This window comes from uncultured Nitratireductor sp. (assembly GCF_913053745.1).
In the GTDB taxonomy this organism is placed as follows: Bacteria; Pseudomonadota; Alphaproteobacteria; order Rhizobiales; family Rhizobiaceae; genus Nitratireductor.
In genome coordinates, this window is sequence record NZ_CAJXGF010000090.1 from 1 (window position 1) to 19,472 (window position 19,472).

Genomic DNA, 19,472 nt, shown 5'->3' on the forward strand with positions numbered 1-19,472 from the left:
GGCCACATAGCCATGGAACGACAGACCGAGATCCGGCGAGGCATAATGCCCGCCAACGGTCTTGCCCGCCCGAACGGTGGCGGCGATTGCTCCCGTCATGGTCGCATCGTTGGCCGCAACGCCAGGAAAATTCATGACTTCGCCGAGCCCGACAATGTTGGGCCAGCCCATCGCTTCGGCCACGTCCTCGGCGGTGAGTGCCGCCCCGGCATTTTCCAGCCCCGGCGCGGAAGGCACGCAAGACGGCATCTGTACGAAAACGTTCACCGCCTGCGCCATCGCCTCGTCGTGCATCAGCCGCACACCGTCGAGGCCCAGAACATTGGCGATCTCATGCGGATCGATGAACATGGAGGTCGTCCCGTGCGGGATCACGGCGCGGCAGAACTCCGTCACCGTCACCATGCCGCTCTCCACATGCATGTGCGCATCGCACAGTCCCGGCACCAGATAACGCCCCGTGGCGTCGACCACCTTGGTGTTTTCGCCGATGGCATGGCTTGCATTCGGCCCGCAATAGGCGAAACGTCCCGCGACGATGGCAAGGTCGGTGGCAGGTATCACCTCGCCCGAATGCACGTTGACCCAACGACCGTTGCGCACCACCAGATCCGCCGGCCGGCGCCCCATGGCCACATCGACCAGAAGCGGCGCAACCACGTGCCAGGGCGCGAGGTCGGTTGATGGCACGGGCCTGGTATCGGACATCGGTATCCTCCTGTGGAGGAGGCACTTTGGCAAACCCGCGTCTTTCGCGCCAGCCCCGTTTCAGTCGGGCGCCTTATCAGCGCGCGATGGTGTCCCAGGCGGCAATGGCGCTGTCCACCACGCGTTCCAGTTCCTCGGCAGCGGCTCCGTCCCGCGCTCGGATAGAAAGACCGTGCATCACCGTTGCGTAGAATGCGGCGACCCTGCGCGGATCAGCGCTTTCAGGCACATCCCCATCGGCAACCCCACGTTCGACACGGCGGCAGATCTCATCTTCGCTGCCGCGCCGGTTTTCAGCCAGAAACCGGCAGACGGGGTTGTTTTCCGGCGCTCCCGCCAGCGCCGAGATCACCACCATGCAACCGCGCGGATTGTCGGGATTTGTGTAACTGCGCGCATTGACCCGCAGCGCCGTTTCGATGGCCACGCGCGCCGTGCGCCCGTTTTCGAGTGCCTCGCCGACCGGAGCCCCCTCCTCACGTTCATAAAGCTCGATCGCCTCGCGGAACAGCGCTTCCTTGCATCCGAAGGCGGCGTAAAGGCTGGGCTTGTTTATGCCCATCGCCTCGGCCAGCTCGCTCACCGACGCGCCCTCATACCCGCACGTCCAGAAAACCCGCATCGCCTGATGCAGGGCTTCGTTCCTGTCGAAAGCTCTTGGCCTGCCGCGTCCTGCCATCTCGAAAACCTTTTGTACCAAGCCGTAAATAATTTGCTTGACCCGATTTCTCAAGCCTGACTATTTTTATAACGTTCGGTACATAAATAGGAGAAAGACATGCCCGAGACTGAAAGCAGACAGGATTTGAAAGGCAAGGCAGCCCTCGTCACCGGTGGCAGCCGCGGCATCGGCGCCGCCATCGCCCTGCGTCTGGCCGCACGCGGGGCGGACGTGGCCGTTACCTATGCGGCAAACGCTACAAGGGCTGACAGTGTGATCGCAGAGATAAAGGCTGCCGGTCGCAGCGGCCTCGCCATTCAGGCCGACAGTGCCGATCCCCGCGCAATCACGGCTGCGGTCAACACGGCCGCTGAAACGTTCGGCCGTCTCGATATTCTTGTGAACAATGCAGGCATTTTCCCCTACGGCCCACCTGAAACCGTCACCATGGATGAGATCGACCGCACCATCGGCATCCATGTGAAAGGTGTTTTCATCGCCTCGCAGGCGGCCCTGTCGCATATGGGCGAAGGCGGGCGCATCATTTCCATCGGCTCATGCTTCGCCCAGCACGTTCCCCACGGCGGGGTCACGCTTTACGCCATGAGCAAATCGGCGCTTATCGGCTTCACCAAGGGCCTTGCCCGCGATGTCGGCGCGCGCGGCATCACCGTCAATGTGGTCGACCCCGGACCCACCGACACGGATATGAACCCGGCCGATGGTCCCGATGCCGACCATGGTCGCGCTTTGACCGCTCTTGGCAGCTATGGCTCGCCCGACGACATCGCCGCCATGGTCGCCCATCTGGCCGGTCCGGAAGGGTGGTATGTCACCGGCGCTTCGCTCGCCGTCGACGGCGGCAGCAACACGTAGCGAGAAAGCTGCTTTCGTTCAGTACGCGACGGTAAAACGGGCGCGGCGATGCCGCGCCTCCTCCGCCTCGTCCACCAACGCGATGGCGAAGTCTTCCATGGAGATCGCCGAGCGCCCTGCCGAATCCACCAGCAGTTCTTCTCCACCGAGACGATAGTGCCCGGTTCGCTCACCCGGCTCCAACAGCGCCGGCGGGCAAAGATAGCTCCAGTCCACATCCCCGGCGGCATCACAGCGTTGATACTGATCGAGGCTGGCCTGGGCGATCGGTCGGATCGCGGGCGGCACGAAGCGCGGATCGTCGAGAACGAGCGTTCCGTCCGAGCCCGGCACGACAAGCGATGCCGCGCCGCCAACCATGAGAAGCCGCGCGTCACTGCCGGCAAGTCCCGTCAAGATACCATCCGTCATCGCTGCATGGCCTTCTTCGCTTCCGGCTGCGGGTCGCGTCGCGGCGATCAGCACGTCGTGCTCCCGGGCCAGTTGCGCCACGGCATCCGCATCGCGCACATCGGCAACCTGTACCGTCACTCCCTCCGGCACATTTCCGGCACGGTCCCTGCCCCGCACCACCGCCGTCACCGAGTGACCGCGCGCAAGCGCCTCAGCCACCGTGCGGCTGCCCACATTTCCATTCGCACCAAGAACAGCGATCCGCATGATCATTCTCCATTTTACGTCTGTTGAAGTGTTGAAACGAGAAGAATGGCAGCCCGCCCTAACCGGGCTGCCGCACGGGCCGGGCCGTAGAGCCCACACCACGCCTTAGAAGAACCGTGATCGCGGCAATCACCATCACGCTGCCCGGCAACCAGTGCCAGCCGATCAGGTCAGGCCGTGTAACGAAGAGCACCACCATGGAGACGAAGGGCACCAGATAGCTGTAGGCGGTCACCGCACCGGGTGTCAGAACACCCGTGCCGCGCTGCATGAGCCAAAAGGTCACGCCGCTCGAAAACACGCCCAGATAAGCCACCAGCAAAAAATCGCTCAAGCGCATTTGCGTCAGCGCACCGACCGGTTCGAGAACGAGCCCGGCGACCGCGATGAGCACGCCACCACCCGCCAGGCTCCAGAACGTGCGGGCCGCCGCATCCTTCGAGAGCAAGTTGCGCGCCAACCCCCATTTGGAAAGCACCGGATAGAGTGCGGAGGCGATGCAGCCGACGAAGAAGAGCGCTTCGTTCCAGCCAAACTGCAATTGAGAGAAATCGCCGCCCGTCTGCGCCATGGCGAGCGCAAGCGCCCCAAGCGCACCCAGCCCGAGAATGGCCAGAAGACCGCTTGCCCGTGGCTCCACGCCGAGCACGCGCCCCAGCCCGAATGCGATCAAGGGCATGGTCACGAACAGCGCCGACATGGAAAGCGCGGTTACCCGGTGCGCCGCCCAGAACATGATGCCGAAGAAGCCGGCAAGGCAAAGCCCCATCAGAGAGTAAAGCAAAAGCGCCGGCAGGTTCGGACGCCAGTCCTCGCGTCCACGCACCATCGGCACCATGGCAAGCGCGGCAATGGCAAAGCGCAGCGCCGTCAGAAGCAGCGGCGGCAAACCATCGGACAGAAAACCGACCGCCGGGAACGAAGCACCCACGATCAGCGCCCACAAAAGCATGCCCAAATGAGCCTGCGTCACGTTCTTTTCCGTGTCAGCCATAGCGAACCTGCCTTCCGAATTCTTGTTGGCCTTGAACATGCAGCATAGCTAATTCATTGCGTTTGAATTGATAATGTGCGACTTGGATCAATGACTATTTACTTATAGTATTGAATAATGGATCGCTTCACCGCCCTGAATGTATTCCGCACCGTTGTGGAGCTTGGCAGTTTCGCCGAGGCCGCGCGGCGCCTGCGCCTTTCGCCCGCCGCCGTCAGCAAGAACATTCGGGAACTGGAAGCCCATCTCGCCGTTCGCCTCATCAACCGCACCACGCGCCGCATGAGCCTGACGGAGGCGGGCGCGCTCTACCACAAGCGCATTGCGGACGTTCTCGACGACCTGGACGACGCCGACGCCACGCTCGGCCCGCTTCAACAGGAGCCGCGCGGCCTTCTGCGCGTCAGCGCGCCGATGGCGGCCAGCCTGGTCGCCTTGTCGGAGGCGATCCCCCGTTTTCTCGAACGCTATCCCGAGATCACACTCGACTTGAGGCTCGACGACCGCCGCGTCAACATCATCGAGGACGGTTTCGACCTGGTCATTCGCGGCAGCGACCGGCTCGAAAATTCGAGCCTGATCGCACGCAAACTGCTCGTTCTGGATCACGTGCTGTGCTGTGCGCCCGCCTATCTGGAGCGCGTCCCGGCGCTCACCACACCGGAAGACCTGCGCCGCCACGAATGCGTGCAATTCACCCTTTCGGGCCACGCCGACGAATGGACCTTCCACAAGGCTTCGCGCAGTGTGAGCGTGCCGGTCAACGGCCGCTACAAGGTCACTTCGAGCCTCGCCGTGCGCGATGCGTTGCGTGCTGGGTTCGGCGTCAGTCTGACCCCGCGGATTTATGTGCGCGACGACCTTGCCTCGGGCCGCCTTGTCCCACTGCTCACCGACTGGACGCCGATGGACACGACGCTCTATGCAATCTATCCCTCCGCCCGCCACGTTCAGGCCAAGGTGCGCGCTTTTCTCGATTTCCTGATCGAGACATTCGCCTCCCGGATCCGCTGAGCCGAGACACACGAAGCCCAACTGCAGCGCACTCTCAAACCTGTTATGAGAGAGTATCCGTTCGATTCTCCCGACAGGCCCGCCGTGACTGCTGACCCGACGCACATCCTCGAGACCGTCTATGGATATGAAGCTTTTCGCGGTCGTCAGGCCGAGATCGTCGATCACGTAATTGCCGGCAACAATGCCTTCGTACTGATGCCCACCGGCGGCGGCAAATCGCTCTGTTACCAGATCCCCGCACTCTGCCGGCCGGGCCTCGGCCTCGTCGTATCGCCGCTCATCGCACTCATGGCCGACCAGGTGGCGGCCCTGAAACAGGCCGGTGTGCGTGCGGCCGCTCTCAACTCCAATCTGCCGCCCGAAGCCCGGCAAGCCATCTGGCGCGCGATCGGCAATGGTGGTCTCGATCTTCTTTACGTCGCCCCCGAAACCTTGTTGCGACCGGCGGTGGTCGACCGTCTCAAGCAGGTTCCCCTTTCGCTCATCGCCATCGACGAGGCGCACTGCCTTTCCCAATGGGGTCATGATTTCCGCCCGCACTACCGGCAGCTCGACGCGCTGGTGCAAGAGTTTCCCGACACACCACGCATGGCGCTCACGGCCACGGCCGACGCCCCCACCCGCGCCGAGATTATCGCTCATCTGGGCATCGCCGAGCGCGACAGTTTCGTCGCCGGTTTCGATCGGCCCAACATCAACTATGCCGTCGCAGAAAAGGACAGCCCGCGCCGTCAACTCACGCGCTTTCTGGAAAAGCACAAGGACGAGAGCGGCATCGTCTACTGCCTCTCCAAGCGCAAGACCGACGAAACCGCCGCCTGGCTCCAGTCGGAAGGCCATAACGCGCTTGCCTATCACGCCGGCATGGACCGCGAGGCGCGCGAGGTGAACCAGACCCGTTTCCAGCGCGAGGAATCCGTCATCATGGTCGCCACCATCGCCTTCGGCATGGGTATCGATAAGCCGGATGTGCGCTTCGTCGCCCATCTGGACCTGCCCGGCAGCATTGAAGCCTACTATCAGGAGACGGGCCGCGCGGGCCGCGACGGACTGCCCTCCGAGGCGATGATGCTCTACGGTTTCGACGACATCGCGCTGCGCCGCCGCTTCATCGAGGAATCGGACGCGTCCGACCAGCGCAAGCGCATGGAAATGCAGAAGCTCGATGCGCTACTGGGACTGGCCGAAACCGCCCAGTGCCGCCGCCAGGTCTTGCTCAACTATTTCGGCGATCATTGCGAACCTTGCGGCAATTGCGACACCTGCGCCAACCCTCCCGAGCGTTTCGACGGCTCCATTGCCGTGCAGAAGGCGCTCTCATGCATCTACCGCACGGGAGAACGGTTCGGTCAGGCCTATATCGTCTCAGTGCTTCTGGGTGCGGAAGACGAACGCATCTCCCGGTTTGGGCACGACCGGATCTCCACCTACGGAATCGGCAAGGAACACGACCAGCGCACCTGGCGTTCGATCCTGCGCCAGATGGTTGCCCACGGCCTCGTCGATGTCGATTTCAGCGGCCATGGCGGCCTGGCGATATCCGAGCGCGGGGCGCAGTTCCTGCGCGAAAAGCCAACACTCATGCTGCGTGTTGCCAACCCCGGCACAAAGGGCAAGAGCCGCCGTTCTTCCGCAAACGACACCGCCGCAAACGCGCTCGCTCCGGCCGATGCCGCGCTGTTCAAGGCATTGCGGGAAAAACGTATCGAGATCGCCCGCGAGCAGAACCTGCCACCCTACGTGATCTTTCATGACCGGACGTTGATCGAGATGGCTTCATCGCGCCCCTCCTCCCGCCACGCCATGGCCGGTATTTCCGGCATAGGCGAAGCCAAGCTCGACCGTTACGGGAAAGCCTTTCTGGATGTCATCGCCAATCACGGTTAAGGCATCGCAAACGCCTTACTGTGAACGGGAAGCGGTGTCGCCAGCACTCCTTATCGGCCTGATTTGATAGGCCCGAACCACTGCCAATACATGATCGCTCTTGAAATCAGGGCTTGTTAAACTTTCCAAAGTAGACAATCCTGAGCACAAAGTTGCAAAGGCAAGTGCAGCCAACGAGGTAAAATTCGTCAGCACGCGTCGCAACCACGATCCACCGGTCACTTTACTTCGACACACAGGATCGCCGAGGTAGCTTCATCAACGTGTTCTGACATTCTTGTTTGGGGGGCAGATGCGGAATCCTACCTTCATAAGCTCGCGTACGGCGTTGTTGCTATCGGGCAGTGCGGTCATCGGCCTGTGCGGTTTTCCGATCGGCAGCGCCGATGCGGCCTGCACTCTGGTTCCAACCGCCGGCAATGACGCATTCGTTTGCGACAGCGGCACGCATACAGGCGACGTCCTGGATCTGAGCGGCGACAACGCGTTGACGATGCCGGCCGGCGGCACGGGCCTCATCGACGGCAATATAACGTTCGGTCCAGGCGTCGACACGGTCGAAGTGCATGCCGGCGAGATTGCGGGTCAGCTTCAGCAAGGAGATGGCGTCGACGACTTCACCATGACCGGCGGTCGAATCGCCAGCCTGAATCAGGGCGGACATTTCGACACCTTCTTCATGTCGGGCGGCCACATTGTCGGCTTTTTCGACGACGGCGACGAAGCCGTGATGACGGGTGGTCGCATCGGCCGCGTTAACATGAAGCTCGCCGACAATATTTTCGACATGTCCGGAGGCATTATCGACGGCAATCTCGTCGCCGGCTTCGGCAACGATACGATCACCCTCTCGGACGGCTCGATCGGCGGCAACATCAGTGTCAGTGGCGGCACAGATCGGGTAACCGTGTCCGGCGGCACCGTTGGCGGCGATGTCCGGATGAGCGTCGGAACGGACGTCTTCATGTGGAGCGGAGGCGGGTCGATAGGAGGCAGCGTCGACCTCGGTAACGACGACGACGCGGCCACGCTCAGCAATCTGACAAACGACCATATTGGCGAAACGGTCGCCATTACCGGCGGCCCCGGTACCGACGACCTGACGCTGGAGAATGTCGCGACCGATGGCCCTGCTCGATTTCAGAACTGGGAAACGGTCGACGCGGCCATGGGCACCGAGTTAACCTTCTCCGGCAGCGACATGCTGACGCTCGGCGATGGCGGTACGAGCACGGGAGTCCTCAATGTCGATGCCACAAGCACGCTGTTTGGGGGCGGTGCGTCCGGAGGGATCGGCGCCTTTGACGCAGGCATGCTGGCAAACGTCAACAATGCCGGCACCATCGACCTGACCAATAGCGGAGACAGCACAACCGACATCTTCACCATCGCAGGCGATTATGTGGGGAACGGCGCTCAACTCCATCTGAACACGGTCCTGGGCGACGACAGCTCGGCTTCCGACAAGCTCGTGATCGCCGACGGCAACGCCTCAGGCACCACTGATATGACCATCGTCAATGTCGGCGGCAGCGGCGCCGAGACGGTCCAGGACGGGATCATGGTTGTCGAGACAACCGGAAACGGCACGACGGACCCGGGAGCATTCGCCCTCAACAACCGCGTCGCCGTGGGTGCATTCGAATACTATCTCTTCAGGGGAGGTGTCTCCGGCGGCACTCAGGAAAACTGGTACCTCCGCTCCACCTTAGTCAATCCGCAAACGCCGACGGCGGTGGTGCCGGAACCTGCACCGGCGCCCGACCCGCTGTCGCCCGCCGATCCCGATGAGCCCGTGACCAATCCACCACCGCTTCCAAACACCACGACCACCGTCAACCCGCCGACACCGGACGCCACGCCTGTAACCGGCGAAGTGGTGACGCTTTACCGCACAGAGGTTCCGACTTATGCGGTCGTTCCGCCAGTCGTCCATCATCTGGCGTTTTCGACGCTCGGCACCTTCCACGAGCGGCGCGGCGAGCAGTCCCTTCTGATTGGCGGCGAGACCTATTTGCCGGCAAGCTGGAGCCGTCTCTTCGGCCAAAGCGCAGAGATAAAATGGAACGGGACGGTCTCCCCGAGCTTCGACGGGACCCTGCTCGGTTTTCAGGTCGGACAGGATTTGTATGCCCGCGAGACGGAAAACGGGCACATGGATCGGGCCGGCGTGTTCGTGAGCTATGCGCGCATGAACGGCGATGTGAAGGGCCAGGCGCTTGGCTGGAACGATCTGGCCGTCGGCGATCTGGACATCAATGGGACGAGCCTGGGCGCTTACTGGACGCATATCGGGCCGAAAGGCTGGTATCTGGATGGCGTGCTCATGGGCACCTGGTTCGGTGGAGACACAGCATCGCGCGCCGGCGAAAGAATCGATATTGACGGAACGGGCATCACCGCCTCTGCAGAAACCGGTTATCCCGTCGCGCTGTCAGATCGGTGGACGCTCGAACCGCAGGCGCAGGTGATATGGCAGCACCTCTCGCTCGATGACCAAAGCGACACCTTTTCCTCCATCGCCTTCGATGCGGACGATGCGGTAACCGGACGCCTGGGTGTCCGCTTACAGGGGAATTTCCCAGGCAATGACGGCGGCATGATAAAGCCCTACCTTAAAGCCAATCTCTGGCACAGCTTCTCGGCCGAACAAACCTTGCGTTTCGATGGCGATCCGATCGTCACGGAGATCGACGGAACGTCGCTCGAACTCGGCGGTGGCGTGGTTGCAAACCTGACCGACCGCGTCGATCTTTATGCAACAGCCGACTACACGACGAACCTGGGTGGCGAAAAGACGGAGATATTCGAGGGCAATCTGGGCCTGAATATTTCCTGGTAAGCATCGCAAACTGGTTTGGAAACCGTCACGGAACAAGCCGCAACGGGAAATCTGCCCCCGTCTATGGCTGCTCTGGCACGGCGTTTCCCACTATCCGCGCCGCCGGACCCTCAAAGCCGCAACGAGCAGCAGAACGAACCCTGTCAGATGAAGGACGAAGCGTGCGATGTGGGAGGCCTCCCATTTCAGCCGCAGATCGGCCCAGTCGGCGGGAATGGAGTCTGCCGGCCATGCAAGCACCTGAGCATTCACATCTCGCGTAACAAGCAACCAAACGCCGAAGAATGCGACCGCAAGACAGGCCGTGCCGGCTGCGGCGGCAAGAAACGGCATCCTTTGTCCTCGCACCAGAAATGCCAGTATCGACGCAGAGAGGATCGCCCCCAATTCCACCGGACCGCCAATCACGGCATAATAGCGGTATAGCGTTTGCTGGAGCACAACCCACATTTCCTGACCGTAGTCGAGTTTCGGCAGAGCCTCCAACGTATGGGCAAAAGTCGTGCCCAGCAGGAGCGCGGTCAGCACAAGTGTTATTGCCGAACACGTTCTCATGAGACGCTCTCCCGTATGTATGCTGAATTGCGGTGACCGGAGATGGACGGGCATCCTTTCGAAACCGCTAAACGTCGCGGCCCGATCCTTGTTCCCGTCACAGGAACTCCACGGACGAAAACCACGGACGCAGCGGCCCAATCCAGGCAAAATCATTGCAGGACGCAAGATAACGCCTACCTGTCCCTTTCTGAAACCAACAATCGCGATGACGTCATCATGAACACCGATCTACCAAGCGCACCGATACTGACCGACCGGCTCTCGCTCAGACTGTTTGAAGCGAGCGATTTTGAAGCCTATGCCGCCTACCATAGCCGAGCCGAGGTCTATCGGTTTCTCTACACTCCCGTTCCATCCGGGCGGGTGCTTGAAGATCAGTTTTCGGCCGTTCTTTCGGCCCCCTTCAATGAGGACGGCGACACATTGCGGCTGGCCGTCACGCGGCTGGAAGAACCGGCCGTGATCGGAGAAGCGCTGCTCAAGATTGCCAACAAGGCCGCCCTCCAGGCGGAAATGGGATACATCTTCAATCCGGACTACGCGGGAAAAGGATATGCTACCGAGGCCGTTCAAGCTGTGCTTCGCCTCGGTTTCCAGACATACGGATTTCATCGGATATTCGCGCGGCTCGACCCGCTGAACGCGGGCTCTGTCGGTGTTGTCGAACGTTTGAAAATGCGTCGTGAAGCGCATTTGCTTCAAAATGATCGTTTCGACGGAAACTGGGGAGACGAGTTTATCTACGCAATGCTTGCTTCGGAGTTCGAGGCGCGGCAAAGCCGCACGATCTGATCCCCGCGCATACGCCTTCTTCGAACCCATTGTATGATACACGGGAGATCGAGGAACGATCCCTGAGGTTTCATCAGCCACGGAAGCGAAGACACACTTGAGCTTCGCTCTCGGATTTCCCCATGGAAGCGGCTGCAAGCGGCGTCGCGAAGAAGAGATCAGACCTCAGCTTCGTAACAAACCGCCTCGATGTTGTGCCCATCCGGATCGATAACGAAAGCAGCATAATAATTGGCGGAATATTCCGGACGCAGGCCGGGCGCTCCATTATCTTTGCCACCTGCGCTCAGGGCCGCGTGATAGAATGCATCGACTTGCTCGCGGCTCTCGGCCACGAAGGCCAGGTGGAGATGCGCGGGCGTTTGTTCGGTCTGAAACAGGCAAAGCGAGGTCTTGCCATCCGCACTGATCTCGATGCCATAGGTTTCGGATCCCTCCGAAGCGACGGCCGCGCCCAGAGGTTCAAGTGCCTTGAGGTAGAAAGTTTTGCTCGCCGCAAAATCGCCGACCCCGAATTTTACATGATCGAACATGCGTTCTCCCCATTGAAATACTGTGAGAAGATGATCCGGAATGGTGATCTGGTGCGGACGGCGGGAATCGAACCCGCACGATCAAGGATCGAGGGATTTTAAGTCCCTTGCGTCTACCAGTTTCGCCACGTCCGCACGATCACAACGACTAGCGGTAGAAACCCGCCCGATCAAGCGGGATACGCATGTTCTTCAGAAAATACGCATGTTCAAAGAAGCAAAAAGCGGCCGGCAACCTGCCGACCGCTTTTTCAGGACTTGCATCGGGATCAACCGGCGAGCCTAGCGGTGATCTCAGCGAGGCGCTTGCCCTGAAACTTGGCGCCTTCAAGCTCCTGTTCGGACGGCATTCGCGAGCCGTCGCCATTGGTTGTGGTGGTCATGCCGTAGGGCGCCCCGCCACGCACCGTGTCGTTGCCCATCTGGTCCTGATAAGCGTAGGAGAGTGGAACGATCAACATTCCGTGATGCTGCAGGGCGAGCTGCGTGGACGCCAGTGCCATCTCGGCACCGCCATGCTGGGTGGCGGTCGACGACATGACCGTCGCCGGTTTGTCGATCAACTTGCCTTCGGCCCAGAGCGGTCCGGTCTGGTCGAGAAAATTCTTGATCTGCGCGGCCATCATGCCGTAGCGCGTCGAAACGCCGAAAACAAAACCGTCGTAATCCGCAAGTTCCAGAGGTTCAGCGATCGGCGCTTCCTGGTCCAGCTTGTAATGCGCTTCCTTGGCCACCTCTTCGGGCACCAGTTCGCGCACGCGCTTGAGGGTCACATCGGCGCCCGCTTCGCGCGCGCCCTCGGCGGCGGCCTTGGCCATCGCTTCCATGTGGCCCCAGCTCGAGTAGTAGAGAACCAGAATTTTTGTCATTGTCTGCTCCGCTTCGCTGCAATCTCGGGTTCAGTCGTCTGCCGCGACAACGCGGCCTCAACGCATCTACCCCGAAATCGGTTCACCAAAAACCGCATGAATTCTGACACACTGTTCACTGTTTGAGGCCCATTGCCCTCGCTTCGTCGCAGGTCTATCTCTCCTTTCGTGAACAGGAATCTGACTGAAATGAGCGAACTCGTAACGGCCGCAATGGTGGTCATCGGCGATGAAATCCTGTCGGGCCGCACAAAGGACAGGAACATTGGCCATCTGGCCGACATGCTCACGGCCGTCGGCATCGACCTCAGGGAAGTCCGCATCGTATCCGACGATGAAGCGGCCATCGTCGAGGCTGTCAACGCGCTTCGCGCACGAAACACCTATGTGTTCACCACCGGAGGCATCGGCCCCACCCATGACGACATCACCGCCGATTCCATCGCCCGCGCCTTCGACCGGCCCTGCGGCTACGACGACAAGGCCTATCGTCTCCTCGAAAAGCACTACGCCGGCCGCGATATCGAATTTTCTAACGCCCGCAAGCGCATGGCCCGGATGCCCGAAGGCGCCGAGCATATAAACAACCCGATTTCGGCCGCACCCGGCTTCCGTGTCGAAAACGTCTACGTTATGGCCGGCGTGCCGGCGATCTTCCAGGCCATGCTCGACAACGTGGTTCCGACCCTGAGGGCGGGTGTGAAACTCATTTCCGAAACCATACCCTCGCCCCTCCCCGAAGGCGCGATCGGCGGGCCGCTCGGTGAAATCCAGGCAGCCCACCCCGAAACCATCATCGGCTCCTATCCAAAATATCGGGACGGTTCCTTCTGGACCGAAATCGTGGTTCGCTCCCGTTCGGAAACCGCACTTGCGGCGGCCGTGAAGGCGGTCGGAACCATGCTTGAGGCCATGCCGCCCAGGCAGGTCGCAAAAGGTTGATCTGGCGCAAAACTTTCTGCCCGACTGCGCGTTAGGAAAGAATGCGCATCGCATTGCAGCTCCAAGGAGGCTGACATGAGCTACAAGACCATTCTCGCCATTCTTCAAAGCGAAGCCGACGCTCCGCGCGTTCTCGATCTGGCCCTGCCGCTGGCTGCCCGTCACGACAGTCACGTGATCGGCCTGCACGCCGAAGCGCTGCCGATGGTCATGGCATCGCCCATGGGTGGGCCCGTGGTCGATCTGAGCGTCGACATGCAGGAAGAGACGAACCGTCGCCACGCCGTCATCCGCGACCTGTTCAACGAACGCGCTCGTATCGAGGGCGTGGGCAATGAATGGCGCGGTTTCGACAGCGTTTCCGGCGATTCGGCGATTTCCGGCATCGAAAGCGCGCGCAGCGCCGATCTTGTCATCGCCCAGCAGACAGACCCGGACGCTGCAGGCGTCATGGAAGCCAACGTGGAAGCCCTGCTTTTCGAAAGCGGCCGGCCGGTTCTCCTCGTGCCCTACATCCACAAGGCGCGCGAGGCCGAGTTCAAGAAAATCGTGCTCGCCTGGAACGGAAGCCGCCAGGCGGCACGTGCGACCTTCGACGCTCTTCCCTTCATGAAAGAAGCCGACAGTGTCGAGGTGTTTTGCGTCGACCCGCAGGACACGCCCCGCCGCGACGCCTCCATGGCCGGCACGGCCATTGCCGCGGCGCTCGCCCGCCACGATATAGATGTGACGGTCAAGGTCGAGCAGGCTGGCGGCGTTTCTCACGGCGACGTTTTGGTCAACCGCGTCGCCGATACCGGCGCCGACCTCCTGGTCATGGGCGCGTTCGGCCGTTCCAGGCTGCGCGAATTCGTGTTCGGCGGTGCAACCCGCACCCTCCTGCAAAGCATGACAGTGCCGACCCTGATGGCGCATTGATATCCGCATGGCCGAGTTCCGCATGGCCGCCATAAACACCGGTTTTCGATCGCGATCCGCGCTGGCAATTCCGGAAAAAGAGAGCGTTTCTCCGTCCGGAACCGCGGCAATACACAAAAGCAAGGCGTTCTCGTAATTCGCAGAAACACGGAAACGCTTTATCGCCGGGCGCCGGGCTTGCGCTCGGCATCACTTTCCGGCTAATTCACCGCGCATTCCGATCTGCCGCTGCGATGCGTCCATGGAGTGCGATGCCGATGTCTCTTCCCGAAAAAGCCTTTCCCGTTTCCTGGGATCAGTTTCACCGCGACGCCCGCGCCCTCGCCTGGCGTCTGGCCGGCGTCAATGGCGATTGGAAGGCCATCGTCTGCATAACGCGCGGCGGTCTCGTGCCCGCCGCCGTCATCTCGCGCGAACTGGGCATCCGCCTGATCGAAACCGTGTGCGTCGCCTCGTATCACGACTATGCCGAACAGGGCGATCTCAAGGTTCTCAAGGAGATCAATGCCGAACTCCTCCAGGACGACGGCGAGAATGTGCTGATCGTCGACGACCTGACCGACACCGGCAAAACGGCCGCCATCGTGCGCGCCATGATGCCGAAAGCCCATTTCGCCACGGTCTATGCAAAGCCCAAAGGCCGGCCGCTGGTCGATACCTTCGTCACCGAGGTTTCGCAGGACACGTGGATCTATTTTCCCTGGGACATGGGCTTTTCCTACCAGAAGCCCATAGCCGAGGACCCGCGCGGCTGACCCCTCACAGACTGGCGCATGGAGGCTTCCAGCATGCCGCGCACCGACGACGAGCCCGGAAAGGTCGAAGATCTTGCGCCCGGCGTCGCATTCGCCGATGCCGACCGCGATGCCGTCTATCGGGCGATCGCCACACGCCGCGACGTGCGCGGCGAGTTCCTGCCCGACCCGATTTGCGGCGACACGCTCGCTCGCATCCTCGCCGCCGCCCATCAGGCACCATCCGTCGGTCTCTCCCAGCCCTGGGACTTCGTTCTCATCCGCAAGCGCGAAATCCGCAGCCGGATCGCCGCGATCTTCGCTGAGGCCAATGCCGAAGCGGCACAGCGTTTCCCGGCCGAACGACAGGCCCAATACCGCACGCTCAAGCTTGAAGGGATTGTTTCGGCACCACTCAACATCTGCGTCACCAGCGATCCCGCCCGCGGTGGACCTGTCATCCTCGGCGCCACCCATATGGCCGATACCGATCTGTTCAGCACAGTCTGCGCCATCCAGAATCTGTGGCTGGCCGCCCGTGCCGAGGGGATTGGCGTTGGATGGGTGAGCATCCTGCACGAGGACCGGGTTAAAGCCGTGCTTGGAATTCCCGAACGCCTGCGCCTGGTCGGCTATCTCTGCGTCGGCCATGTACGAGGTTTCTTCGACCGCCCCGAACTCGAAAAACGCGGCTGGCGTACCCGCGACAATGTGGGGGCGCATGTCCATGAAGACGGCTGGAACGCGCAACGGCACATGCCCGCGCCCAAGGATTAACGCATGATTGTTGCGCCAACCCCTTGATTTTTGTCGTTTATTCACTATTTCTGCTGGCAGGCTTTCTGCGCCCATTTGATTCGAGCCCGAAAACGGCCCGGCGGAGCGCGACCGCCCGACGCGTAAGTTAGGCGTAGAAACAGTCACTTGCAGGAAATCCACGAAACCCGGCGCGACGTGTCCGGGTGAGGAGAGGTACGATTTTTACTCACGGCACACGTTTGCGGCTGACCGAAACGGTCCGACGTCTGTTCGGCGGAAATCCCCGCCGGGTGCAGGCTGCTGCCCTGCCGTGGCGCAGGGCTGCGAGCGGAAACGGTGTCGAGATCATGCTGGTGACAAGCCGTGGTACGGGCCGTTGGGTGCTTCCCAAGGGTTGGCCCGAAGGATCCGAGACACTCGCCATGGCGGCGCAGCGCGAAGCGCGCGAGGAAGCCGGCGTGCGCGGACGCCCCGCCGAAGGGGAAGTCGGCCGCTTCTACTACCACAAGACAGACGGCACCGGCGTCGAATGGCCATGCGAAGTCGCCGTGGTTCCCCTCGAAGTCACCGAAGAGCGCAGCAAATGGCCGGAACGCAAGCAGCGCACCCGCCAGTGGTTCTCTCCCCAGGAAGCTGCGGCTGCCGTCGACGAGCCGGACCTCGGCGAACTTCTGGTCGAGTTCGGCCACAATCCACGGGAAATCGCCGCCTGAACGGTCTTTTTCGTCATCCATACTTGCCGTGCGCAGCTTTGTTTCCTAACCCGTGGCGGAATCCCTTTTCGCATCTCTTCACCGTCGTGAAGCACGGCCCCGAGTTGGAAATCGCATGAGCGACACCACCACGAACCCGCGCAAACAGACCCTCGACAAGGATCTGGACAAGCTCGTCCATGTCGAGCAAGCCACCTCCACCGTGGCTCGCGGTCTCATCGCACCGGGCCTCGGCCTGCTCTTTCTGGCGCTTACGGCCGTTTTCGCGGCCACCTATACCTTCGGCGAACCGCGTGCGGTGATCATCGTCGCCGCCGCAGCGATCGGCGCCTATATGGCGCTCAACATCGGTGCCAACGATGTCGCCAACAATGTCGGCCCCGCCGTCGGTGCAAGAGCCATGACGCTGGGCGGCGCGCTTCTCATCGCCGCCGTATTCGAAAGCGCCGGCGCTCTCATCGCCGGTGGCGACGTGGTCGACACCATTTCCAAGGGCATCATCGACCCGGCTGCCGTGGGGACGCCCGAAGCCTTCGTTCGCGCCATGATGGCCGCCCTCATCTCTTCCGCGCTGTGGATCAATCTGGCGACCTGGATCGGCGCACCGGTCTCCACCACCCATTCGGTGGTCGGCGGCGTCATGGGTGCCGGCGTTGCCGCCGCCGGCTTTTCCTCCGTCGATTGGACGATGATGGCGCAGATTGCGGCAAGCTGGGTTGTCTCGCCGGTGGTCGGTGGCATTGTCGCCGCCATTTTCCTGGCTTTCATCAAGACCGCCATCATTTATCAGGACGACAAGATCACGGCGGCGCGACGCTGGCTGCCGCTCCTAATCGCCATTATGGGCGGTGCGTTCGCCGCCTATCTCGCACTCAAGGGCCTCAAGAAGGTCTTTCCGGTAAGCGGCATGGGGGCAGGCATCATCGGCCTCGCCTTCTTCGCCGTCATCTGGTTCCTGGCGCACCTCTTCGTGCATGCGCAGTCGGAGGGGCTAGAAAACCGCAACCAGTCGCTGCGCAGCCTGTTCAAGGTGCCGTTGGTTATCTCGGCCGCCCTGCTCTCCTTCGCCCACGGCGCAAACGACGTGGCCAACGCGGTCGGCCCACTGGCAGCCATCGTCTTCACGGTCCATGAGAGCACCGTCAACACCAGCGTCACCATACCGCTCTGGGTGATGGTTATAGGCGCTGCCGGTATTTCCATCGGTCTCGTCCTGTTCGGACCGAAACTCATCCGCATGGTCGGCGAGCAGATCACCAAGCTCAATCCGATGCGCGCATTCTGCGTCGCTCTGTCGGCCGCCATCACCGTCATCATCGCTTCCGGTCTCGGTCTGCCGATCAGTTCCACCCACACCGCCGTCGGTGCAATTTTCGGTGTCGGCTTTTTCCGGGAATGGTACACGGCCCATTCCAAACGCCGCCGGGCCTATCTGGAGCGCAAGGGCGTTCGCCTCAAGGCCGACAACGCGGCCGGCGCCAATGACGACGACCTCGAGGTCGAGCAGCAAAAGACATCGCGCGAGGAGGTTGCCCGTCGCAAGCTGGTGCGTCGCGCCCATGTGCGCACCATCGTTGCCGCATGGGTGACCACGGTTCCGGCGGCGGCCGTGCTTTCAGCCTGCATCTTCCTGGTTCTCGATTTCGTCGCCTGACCGCAAACTTTATAAACGGACTTGTCCAGACGCGCGGCTCTCCGTCGCGCGTTTTTTATCGCCCGCTCCTCAAGGCACCGGGAACGCTGGGTTTTCCAAACCGCAACTGCGTCTGAGCGACTTCCCCATTATTCACACACATGACACACAACATCTTGCGGTCATAAATGATCCAAACTCGACTCCTTGACGTGAGGATACGAGTCGCCTTTTATGGAATCCGCGCCTGCGTTCGTAAGGTGCGATTGGTCGGCGACAGGCCGGTCGATTTTCCGATTTTGTGTTGAGTTTCCGAGACCTGCCTGAACACCTATTCAGGCAGAACGGTGTCGTTTGCGCCGTAAAAAAAGCAAGCGGGGGCGTGTGTGCCAGGCTGGCATAAAGAAGCTGTTAACACTATATTTAGTGTCTTCAGATATTCTGCGCACCAGATAGTGTGAAAGTTGTGTGACATCATCGTCGCATAGGCGTCAGGTTGGGGGCGGTTTCGCAGAATGCGAGGCAAGACCTCGAAAGGACCGTTTCTCAGGTTCGCCAAGAGGCACCAACCTTCGGTAAAGGAGAGCCGTTCGCTTCGGTGGACGGCAGTCGGCGGACACAGTGTCTGCACGGTGTAAATGTGATGAGGCATTGACCGTCGCAGACACTATATTTGGATTAGGGGCGAAGAGGATAAAATGCGCATCGAACGCCGGTTCACCAAGCAAGGCCAGAGCCCATATGCGGAGATTTCCTTCCGCAAGGCCACGAGCGAAATCAAGAATCCGGATGGCTCCATCGTCTTCCGGCTGGAGAATATCGACGTTCCGGCGCAGTTCTCCCAGGTCGCCAGCGACATTCTGGCCCAGAAATATTTCCGCAAGGCCGGCGTGCCCGCGCGCCTGAAGAAGGTCGAGGAAAACGACGTCCCCTCCTTCCTGTGGCGTTCGGTGGCCGATGAGGAAGCCCTGAAGGATCTGCCAGAGGACGAGCGCTACGGTTCCGAGACCAGCGCCGCGCAGGTCTTCAACCGCCTCGCCGGCACCTGGACCTACTGGGGCTGGAAGGGCGGCTATTTCAACGGCGAGGAAGACGCGCAGGCCTTCATGGACGAGCTCTGCTACATGCTCGCCACCCAGCGCGTCGCCCCCAATTCCCCGCAATGGTTCAACACCGGCCTGCATTGGGCCTATGGCATCGATGGTCCTGGCCAGGGCCATTATTATGTCGACCCCTTCACCGGCAAGCTGGTGAAGTCCAAGTCGGCCTATGAGCACCCGCAGCCCCATGCCTGCTTCATCCAGTCGGTCGGCGACGACCTGGTGAACGAAGGCGGCATCATGGACCTGTGGGTCCGCGAAGCGCGCCTGTTCAAA

18 protein-coding genes, 1 tRNA gene and 1 pseudogene are annotated in these 19,472 nt (G+C 61.4%); 12 read left to right on the forward strand and 8 right to left on the reverse strand.

Features of this window, described 5'->3' with window-relative positions:
• Both QZ638_RS14805 and QZ638_RS14810 read right to left on the reverse strand, forming a co-directional pair.
• Positions 1-630: amidohydrolase family protein (locus QZ638_RS14805; protein ID WP_295812017.1), on the reverse strand; the 630-nt coding region annotated here is incomplete at its 3' end.
• A 154-nt stretch (positions 631-784) separates the two neighbouring features.
• A complete protein-coding gene (locus QZ638_RS14810; protein WP_295811974.1) occupies positions 785-1,387 on the reverse strand; it encodes a TetR/AcrR family transcriptional regulator in 603 nt (200 codons plus the stop codon).
• 99 nt (positions 1,388-1,486) lie between these two features.
• On the opposite strand from QZ638_RS14810, the gene QZ638_RS14815 reads away from it, so the two are divergent.
• Positions 1,487-2,245 (forward strand): SDR family oxidoreductase, encoded by a 759-nt coding sequence (locus tag QZ638_RS14815; protein WP_295811976.1) that lies wholly within the window; start codon positions 1,487-1,489, stop codon positions 2,243-2,245.
• A gap of 18 nt (positions 2,246-2,263) precedes the next feature.
• Here QZ638_RS14815 and QZ638_RS14820 read toward each other — a convergent pair whose 3' ends face one another.
• A complete protein-coding gene (locus QZ638_RS14820) occupies positions 2,264-2,905 on the reverse strand; it encodes an NAD(P)-dependent oxidoreductase (protein ID WP_295811979.1) in 642 nt (213 codons plus the stop codon).
• 58 nt (positions 2,906-2,963) lie between these two features.
• Positions 2,964-3,899: a DMT family transporter gene (locus tag QZ638_RS14825; protein ID WP_295811981.1), complete on the reverse strand. Its 936-nt coding sequence runs from the start codon at positions 3,897-3,899 to the stop codon at positions 2,964-2,966.
• Positions 3,900-4,016: 117 nt separating this feature from the next.
• Between QZ638_RS14825 and QZ638_RS14830 the strand changes: the two genes are divergently transcribed.
• The 3 genes from QZ638_RS14830 to QZ638_RS14840 all read left to right on the forward strand — a co-directional run bounded on the left by QZ638_RS14830 (position 4,017) and on the right by QZ638_RS14840 (position 9,645).
• Positions 4,017-4,913: a LysR family transcriptional regulator gene (locus QZ638_RS14830; RefSeq protein ID WP_295811984.1), complete on the forward strand. Its 897-nt coding sequence runs from the start codon at positions 4,017-4,019 to the stop codon at positions 4,911-4,913.
• An 84-nt stretch (positions 4,914-4,997) separates the two neighbouring features.
• A complete protein-coding gene (gene recQ / locus QZ638_RS14835) occupies positions 4,998-6,803 on the forward strand; it encodes a DNA helicase RecQ (RefSeq protein ID WP_295811986.1) in 1,806 nt (601 codons plus the stop codon).
• A 292-nt stretch (positions 6,804-7,095) separates the two neighbouring features.
• Positions 7,096-9,645 carry an autotransporter outer membrane beta-barrel domain-containing protein gene (locus QZ638_RS14840; protein WP_295811987.1) on the forward strand — a complete coding sequence of 850 codons (2,550 nt, stop codon included), beginning with the start codon at positions 7,096-7,098 and terminating at the stop codon, positions 9,643-9,645.
• Positions 9,646-9,735: 90 nt separating this feature from the next.
• Here the strand turns inward: QZ638_RS14840 and QZ638_RS14845 are convergent, their stop codons facing one another.
• The gene (locus QZ638_RS14845) at positions 9,736-10,200 is read right to left on the reverse strand and encodes an anthrone oxygenase family protein (RefSeq protein ID WP_295811989.1); all 465 of its coding nucleotides are present in this window, start codon (positions 10,198-10,200) and stop codon (positions 9,736-9,738) included.
• Positions 10,201-10,419: 219 nt separating this feature from the next.
• On the opposite strand from QZ638_RS14845, the gene QZ638_RS14850 reads away from it, so the two are divergent.
• A complete protein-coding gene (locus QZ638_RS14850) occupies positions 10,420-10,995 on the forward strand; it encodes a GNAT family protein (protein ID WP_295811996.1) in 576 nt (191 codons plus the stop codon).
• Positions 10,996-11,153: 158 nt separating this feature from the next.
• On the opposite strand, the gene QZ638_RS14855 is transcribed toward QZ638_RS14850, so the two are convergent.
• From QZ638_RS14855 to wrbA, 3 genes are all read right to left on the reverse strand, one after another.
• Positions 11,154-11,528: a VOC family protein gene (locus QZ638_RS14855; protein ID WP_295811998.1), complete on the reverse strand. Its 375-nt coding sequence runs from the start codon at positions 11,526-11,528 to the stop codon at positions 11,154-11,156.
• Between the two features lie 49 nt (positions 11,529-11,577).
• A tRNA-Leu gene (locus QZ638_RS14860) sits at positions 11,578-11,663 on the reverse strand.
• Between the two features lie 134 nt (positions 11,664-11,797).
• Positions 11,798-12,397: an NAD(P)H:quinone oxidoreductase gene (wrbA, locus tag QZ638_RS14865; RefSeq protein ID WP_295812001.1), complete on the reverse strand. Its 600-nt coding sequence runs from the start codon at positions 12,395-12,397 to the stop codon at positions 11,798-11,800.
• Between the two features lie 189 nt (positions 12,398-12,586).
• Between wrbA and QZ638_RS14870 the strand changes: the two genes are divergently transcribed.
• The 7 genes and pseudogenes from QZ638_RS14870 to QZ638_RS14900 all read left to right on the forward strand — a co-directional run.
• Positions 12,587-13,339: a competence/damage-inducible protein A gene (locus QZ638_RS14870; RefSeq protein ID WP_295812004.1), complete on the forward strand. Its 753-nt coding sequence runs from the start codon at positions 12,587-12,589 to the stop codon at positions 13,337-13,339.
• Positions 13,340-13,414: 75 nt separating this feature from the next.
• The gene (locus QZ638_RS14875) at positions 13,415-14,257 is read left to right on the forward strand and encodes a universal stress protein (RefSeq protein WP_295812005.1); all 843 of its coding nucleotides are present in this window, start codon (positions 13,415-13,417) and stop codon (positions 14,255-14,257) included.
• Positions 14,258-14,514: 257 nt separating this feature from the next.
• A complete protein-coding gene (gene gpt / locus QZ638_RS14880; protein ID WP_295812008.1) occupies positions 14,515-15,012 on the forward strand; it encodes a xanthine phosphoribosyltransferase in 498 nt (165 codons plus the stop codon).
• A gap of 33 nt (positions 15,013-15,045) precedes the next feature.
• Complete coding sequence (gene bluB, locus QZ638_RS14885; RefSeq protein ID WP_295812011.1) at positions 15,046-15,768, forward strand: 5,6-dimethylbenzimidazole synthase; 723 nt, start codon at positions 15,046-15,048, stop codon at positions 15,766-15,768.
• Between the two features lie 227 nt (positions 15,769-15,995).
• Complete coding sequence (locus QZ638_RS14890; protein WP_295812020.1) at positions 15,996-16,463, forward strand: NUDIX hydrolase; 468 nt, start codon at positions 15,996-15,998, stop codon at positions 16,461-16,463.
• A 115-nt stretch (positions 16,464-16,578) separates the two neighbouring features.
• On the forward strand, positions 16,579-18,117 hold the full coding sequence (locus QZ638_RS14895) for an inorganic phosphate transporter (RefSeq protein ID WP_295812014.1): 1,539 nt from the start codon (positions 16,579-16,581) through the stop codon (positions 18,115-18,117).
• 677 nt (positions 18,118-18,794) lie between these two features.
• Positions 18,795-19,472, forward strand: a pseudogene (locus QZ638_RS14900) (vitamin B12-dependent ribonucleotide reductase); the annotation flags it as partial.

What these genes read in the sequence shown, in the direction of transcription:
- QZ638_RS14870 (WP_295812004.1), top strand. Translation starts at nt 12,587, where the DNA reads ATGAGCGAACTCGTAACGGCCGCAATGGTGGTCATCGGCGATGAAATC.
- QZ638_RS14895 (WP_295812014.1), top strand. Translation starts at nt 16,579, where the DNA reads ATGAGCGACACCACCACGAACCCGCGCAAACAGACCCTCGACAAGGAT.
- QZ638_RS14855 (WP_295811998.1), bottom strand. Translation starts at nt 11,528, where the DNA reads ATGTTCGATCATGTAAAATTCGGGGTCGGCGATTTTGCGGCGAGCAAA.
- QZ638_RS14825 (WP_295811981.1), bottom strand. Translation starts at nt 3,899, where the DNA reads ATGGCTGACACGGAAAAGAACGTGACGCAGGCTCATTTGGGCATGCTT.
- QZ638_RS14815 (WP_295811976.1), top strand. Translation starts at nt 1,487, where the DNA reads ATGCCCGAGACTGAAAGCAGACAGGATTTGAAAGGCAAGGCAGCCCTC.
- bluB (WP_295812011.1), top strand. Translation starts at nt 15,046, where the DNA reads ATGCCGCGCACCGACGACGAGCCCGGAAAGGTCGAAGATCTTGCGCCC.
- QZ638_RS14875 (WP_295812005.1), top strand. Translation starts at nt 13,415, where the DNA reads ATGAGCTACAAGACCATTCTCGCCATTCTTCAAAGCGAAGCCGACGCT.
- QZ638_RS14840 (WP_295811987.1), top strand. Translation starts at nt 7,096, where the DNA reads ATGCGGAATCCTACCTTCATAAGCTCGCGTACGGCGTTGTTGCTATCG.
- QZ638_RS14830 (WP_295811984.1), top strand. Translation starts at nt 4,017, where the DNA reads ATGGATCGCTTCACCGCCCTGAATGTATTCCGCACCGTTGTGGAGCTT.
- QZ638_RS14810 (WP_295811974.1), bottom strand. Translation starts at nt 1,387, where the DNA reads ATGGCAGGACGCGGCAGGCCAAGAGCTTTCGACAGGAACGAAGCCCTG.
- wrbA (WP_295812001.1), bottom strand. Translation starts at nt 12,397, where the DNA reads ATGACAAAAATTCTGGTTCTCTACTACTCGAGCTGGGGCCACATGGAA.
- QZ638_RS14845 (WP_295811989.1), bottom strand. Translation starts at nt 10,200, where the DNA reads ATGAGAACGTGTTCGGCAATAACACTTGTGCTGACCGCGCTCCTGCTG.
- QZ638_RS14850 (WP_295811996.1), top strand. Translation starts at nt 10,420, where the DNA reads ATGAACACCGATCTACCAAGCGCACCGATACTGACCGACCGGCTCTCG.
- QZ638_RS14820 (WP_295811979.1), bottom strand. Translation starts at nt 2,905, where the DNA reads ATGCGGATCGCTGTTCTTGGTGCGAATGGAAATGTGGGCAGCCGCACG.
- gpt (WP_295812008.1), top strand. Translation starts at nt 14,515, where the DNA reads ATGTCTCTTCCCGAAAAAGCCTTTCCCGTTTCCTGGGATCAGTTTCAC.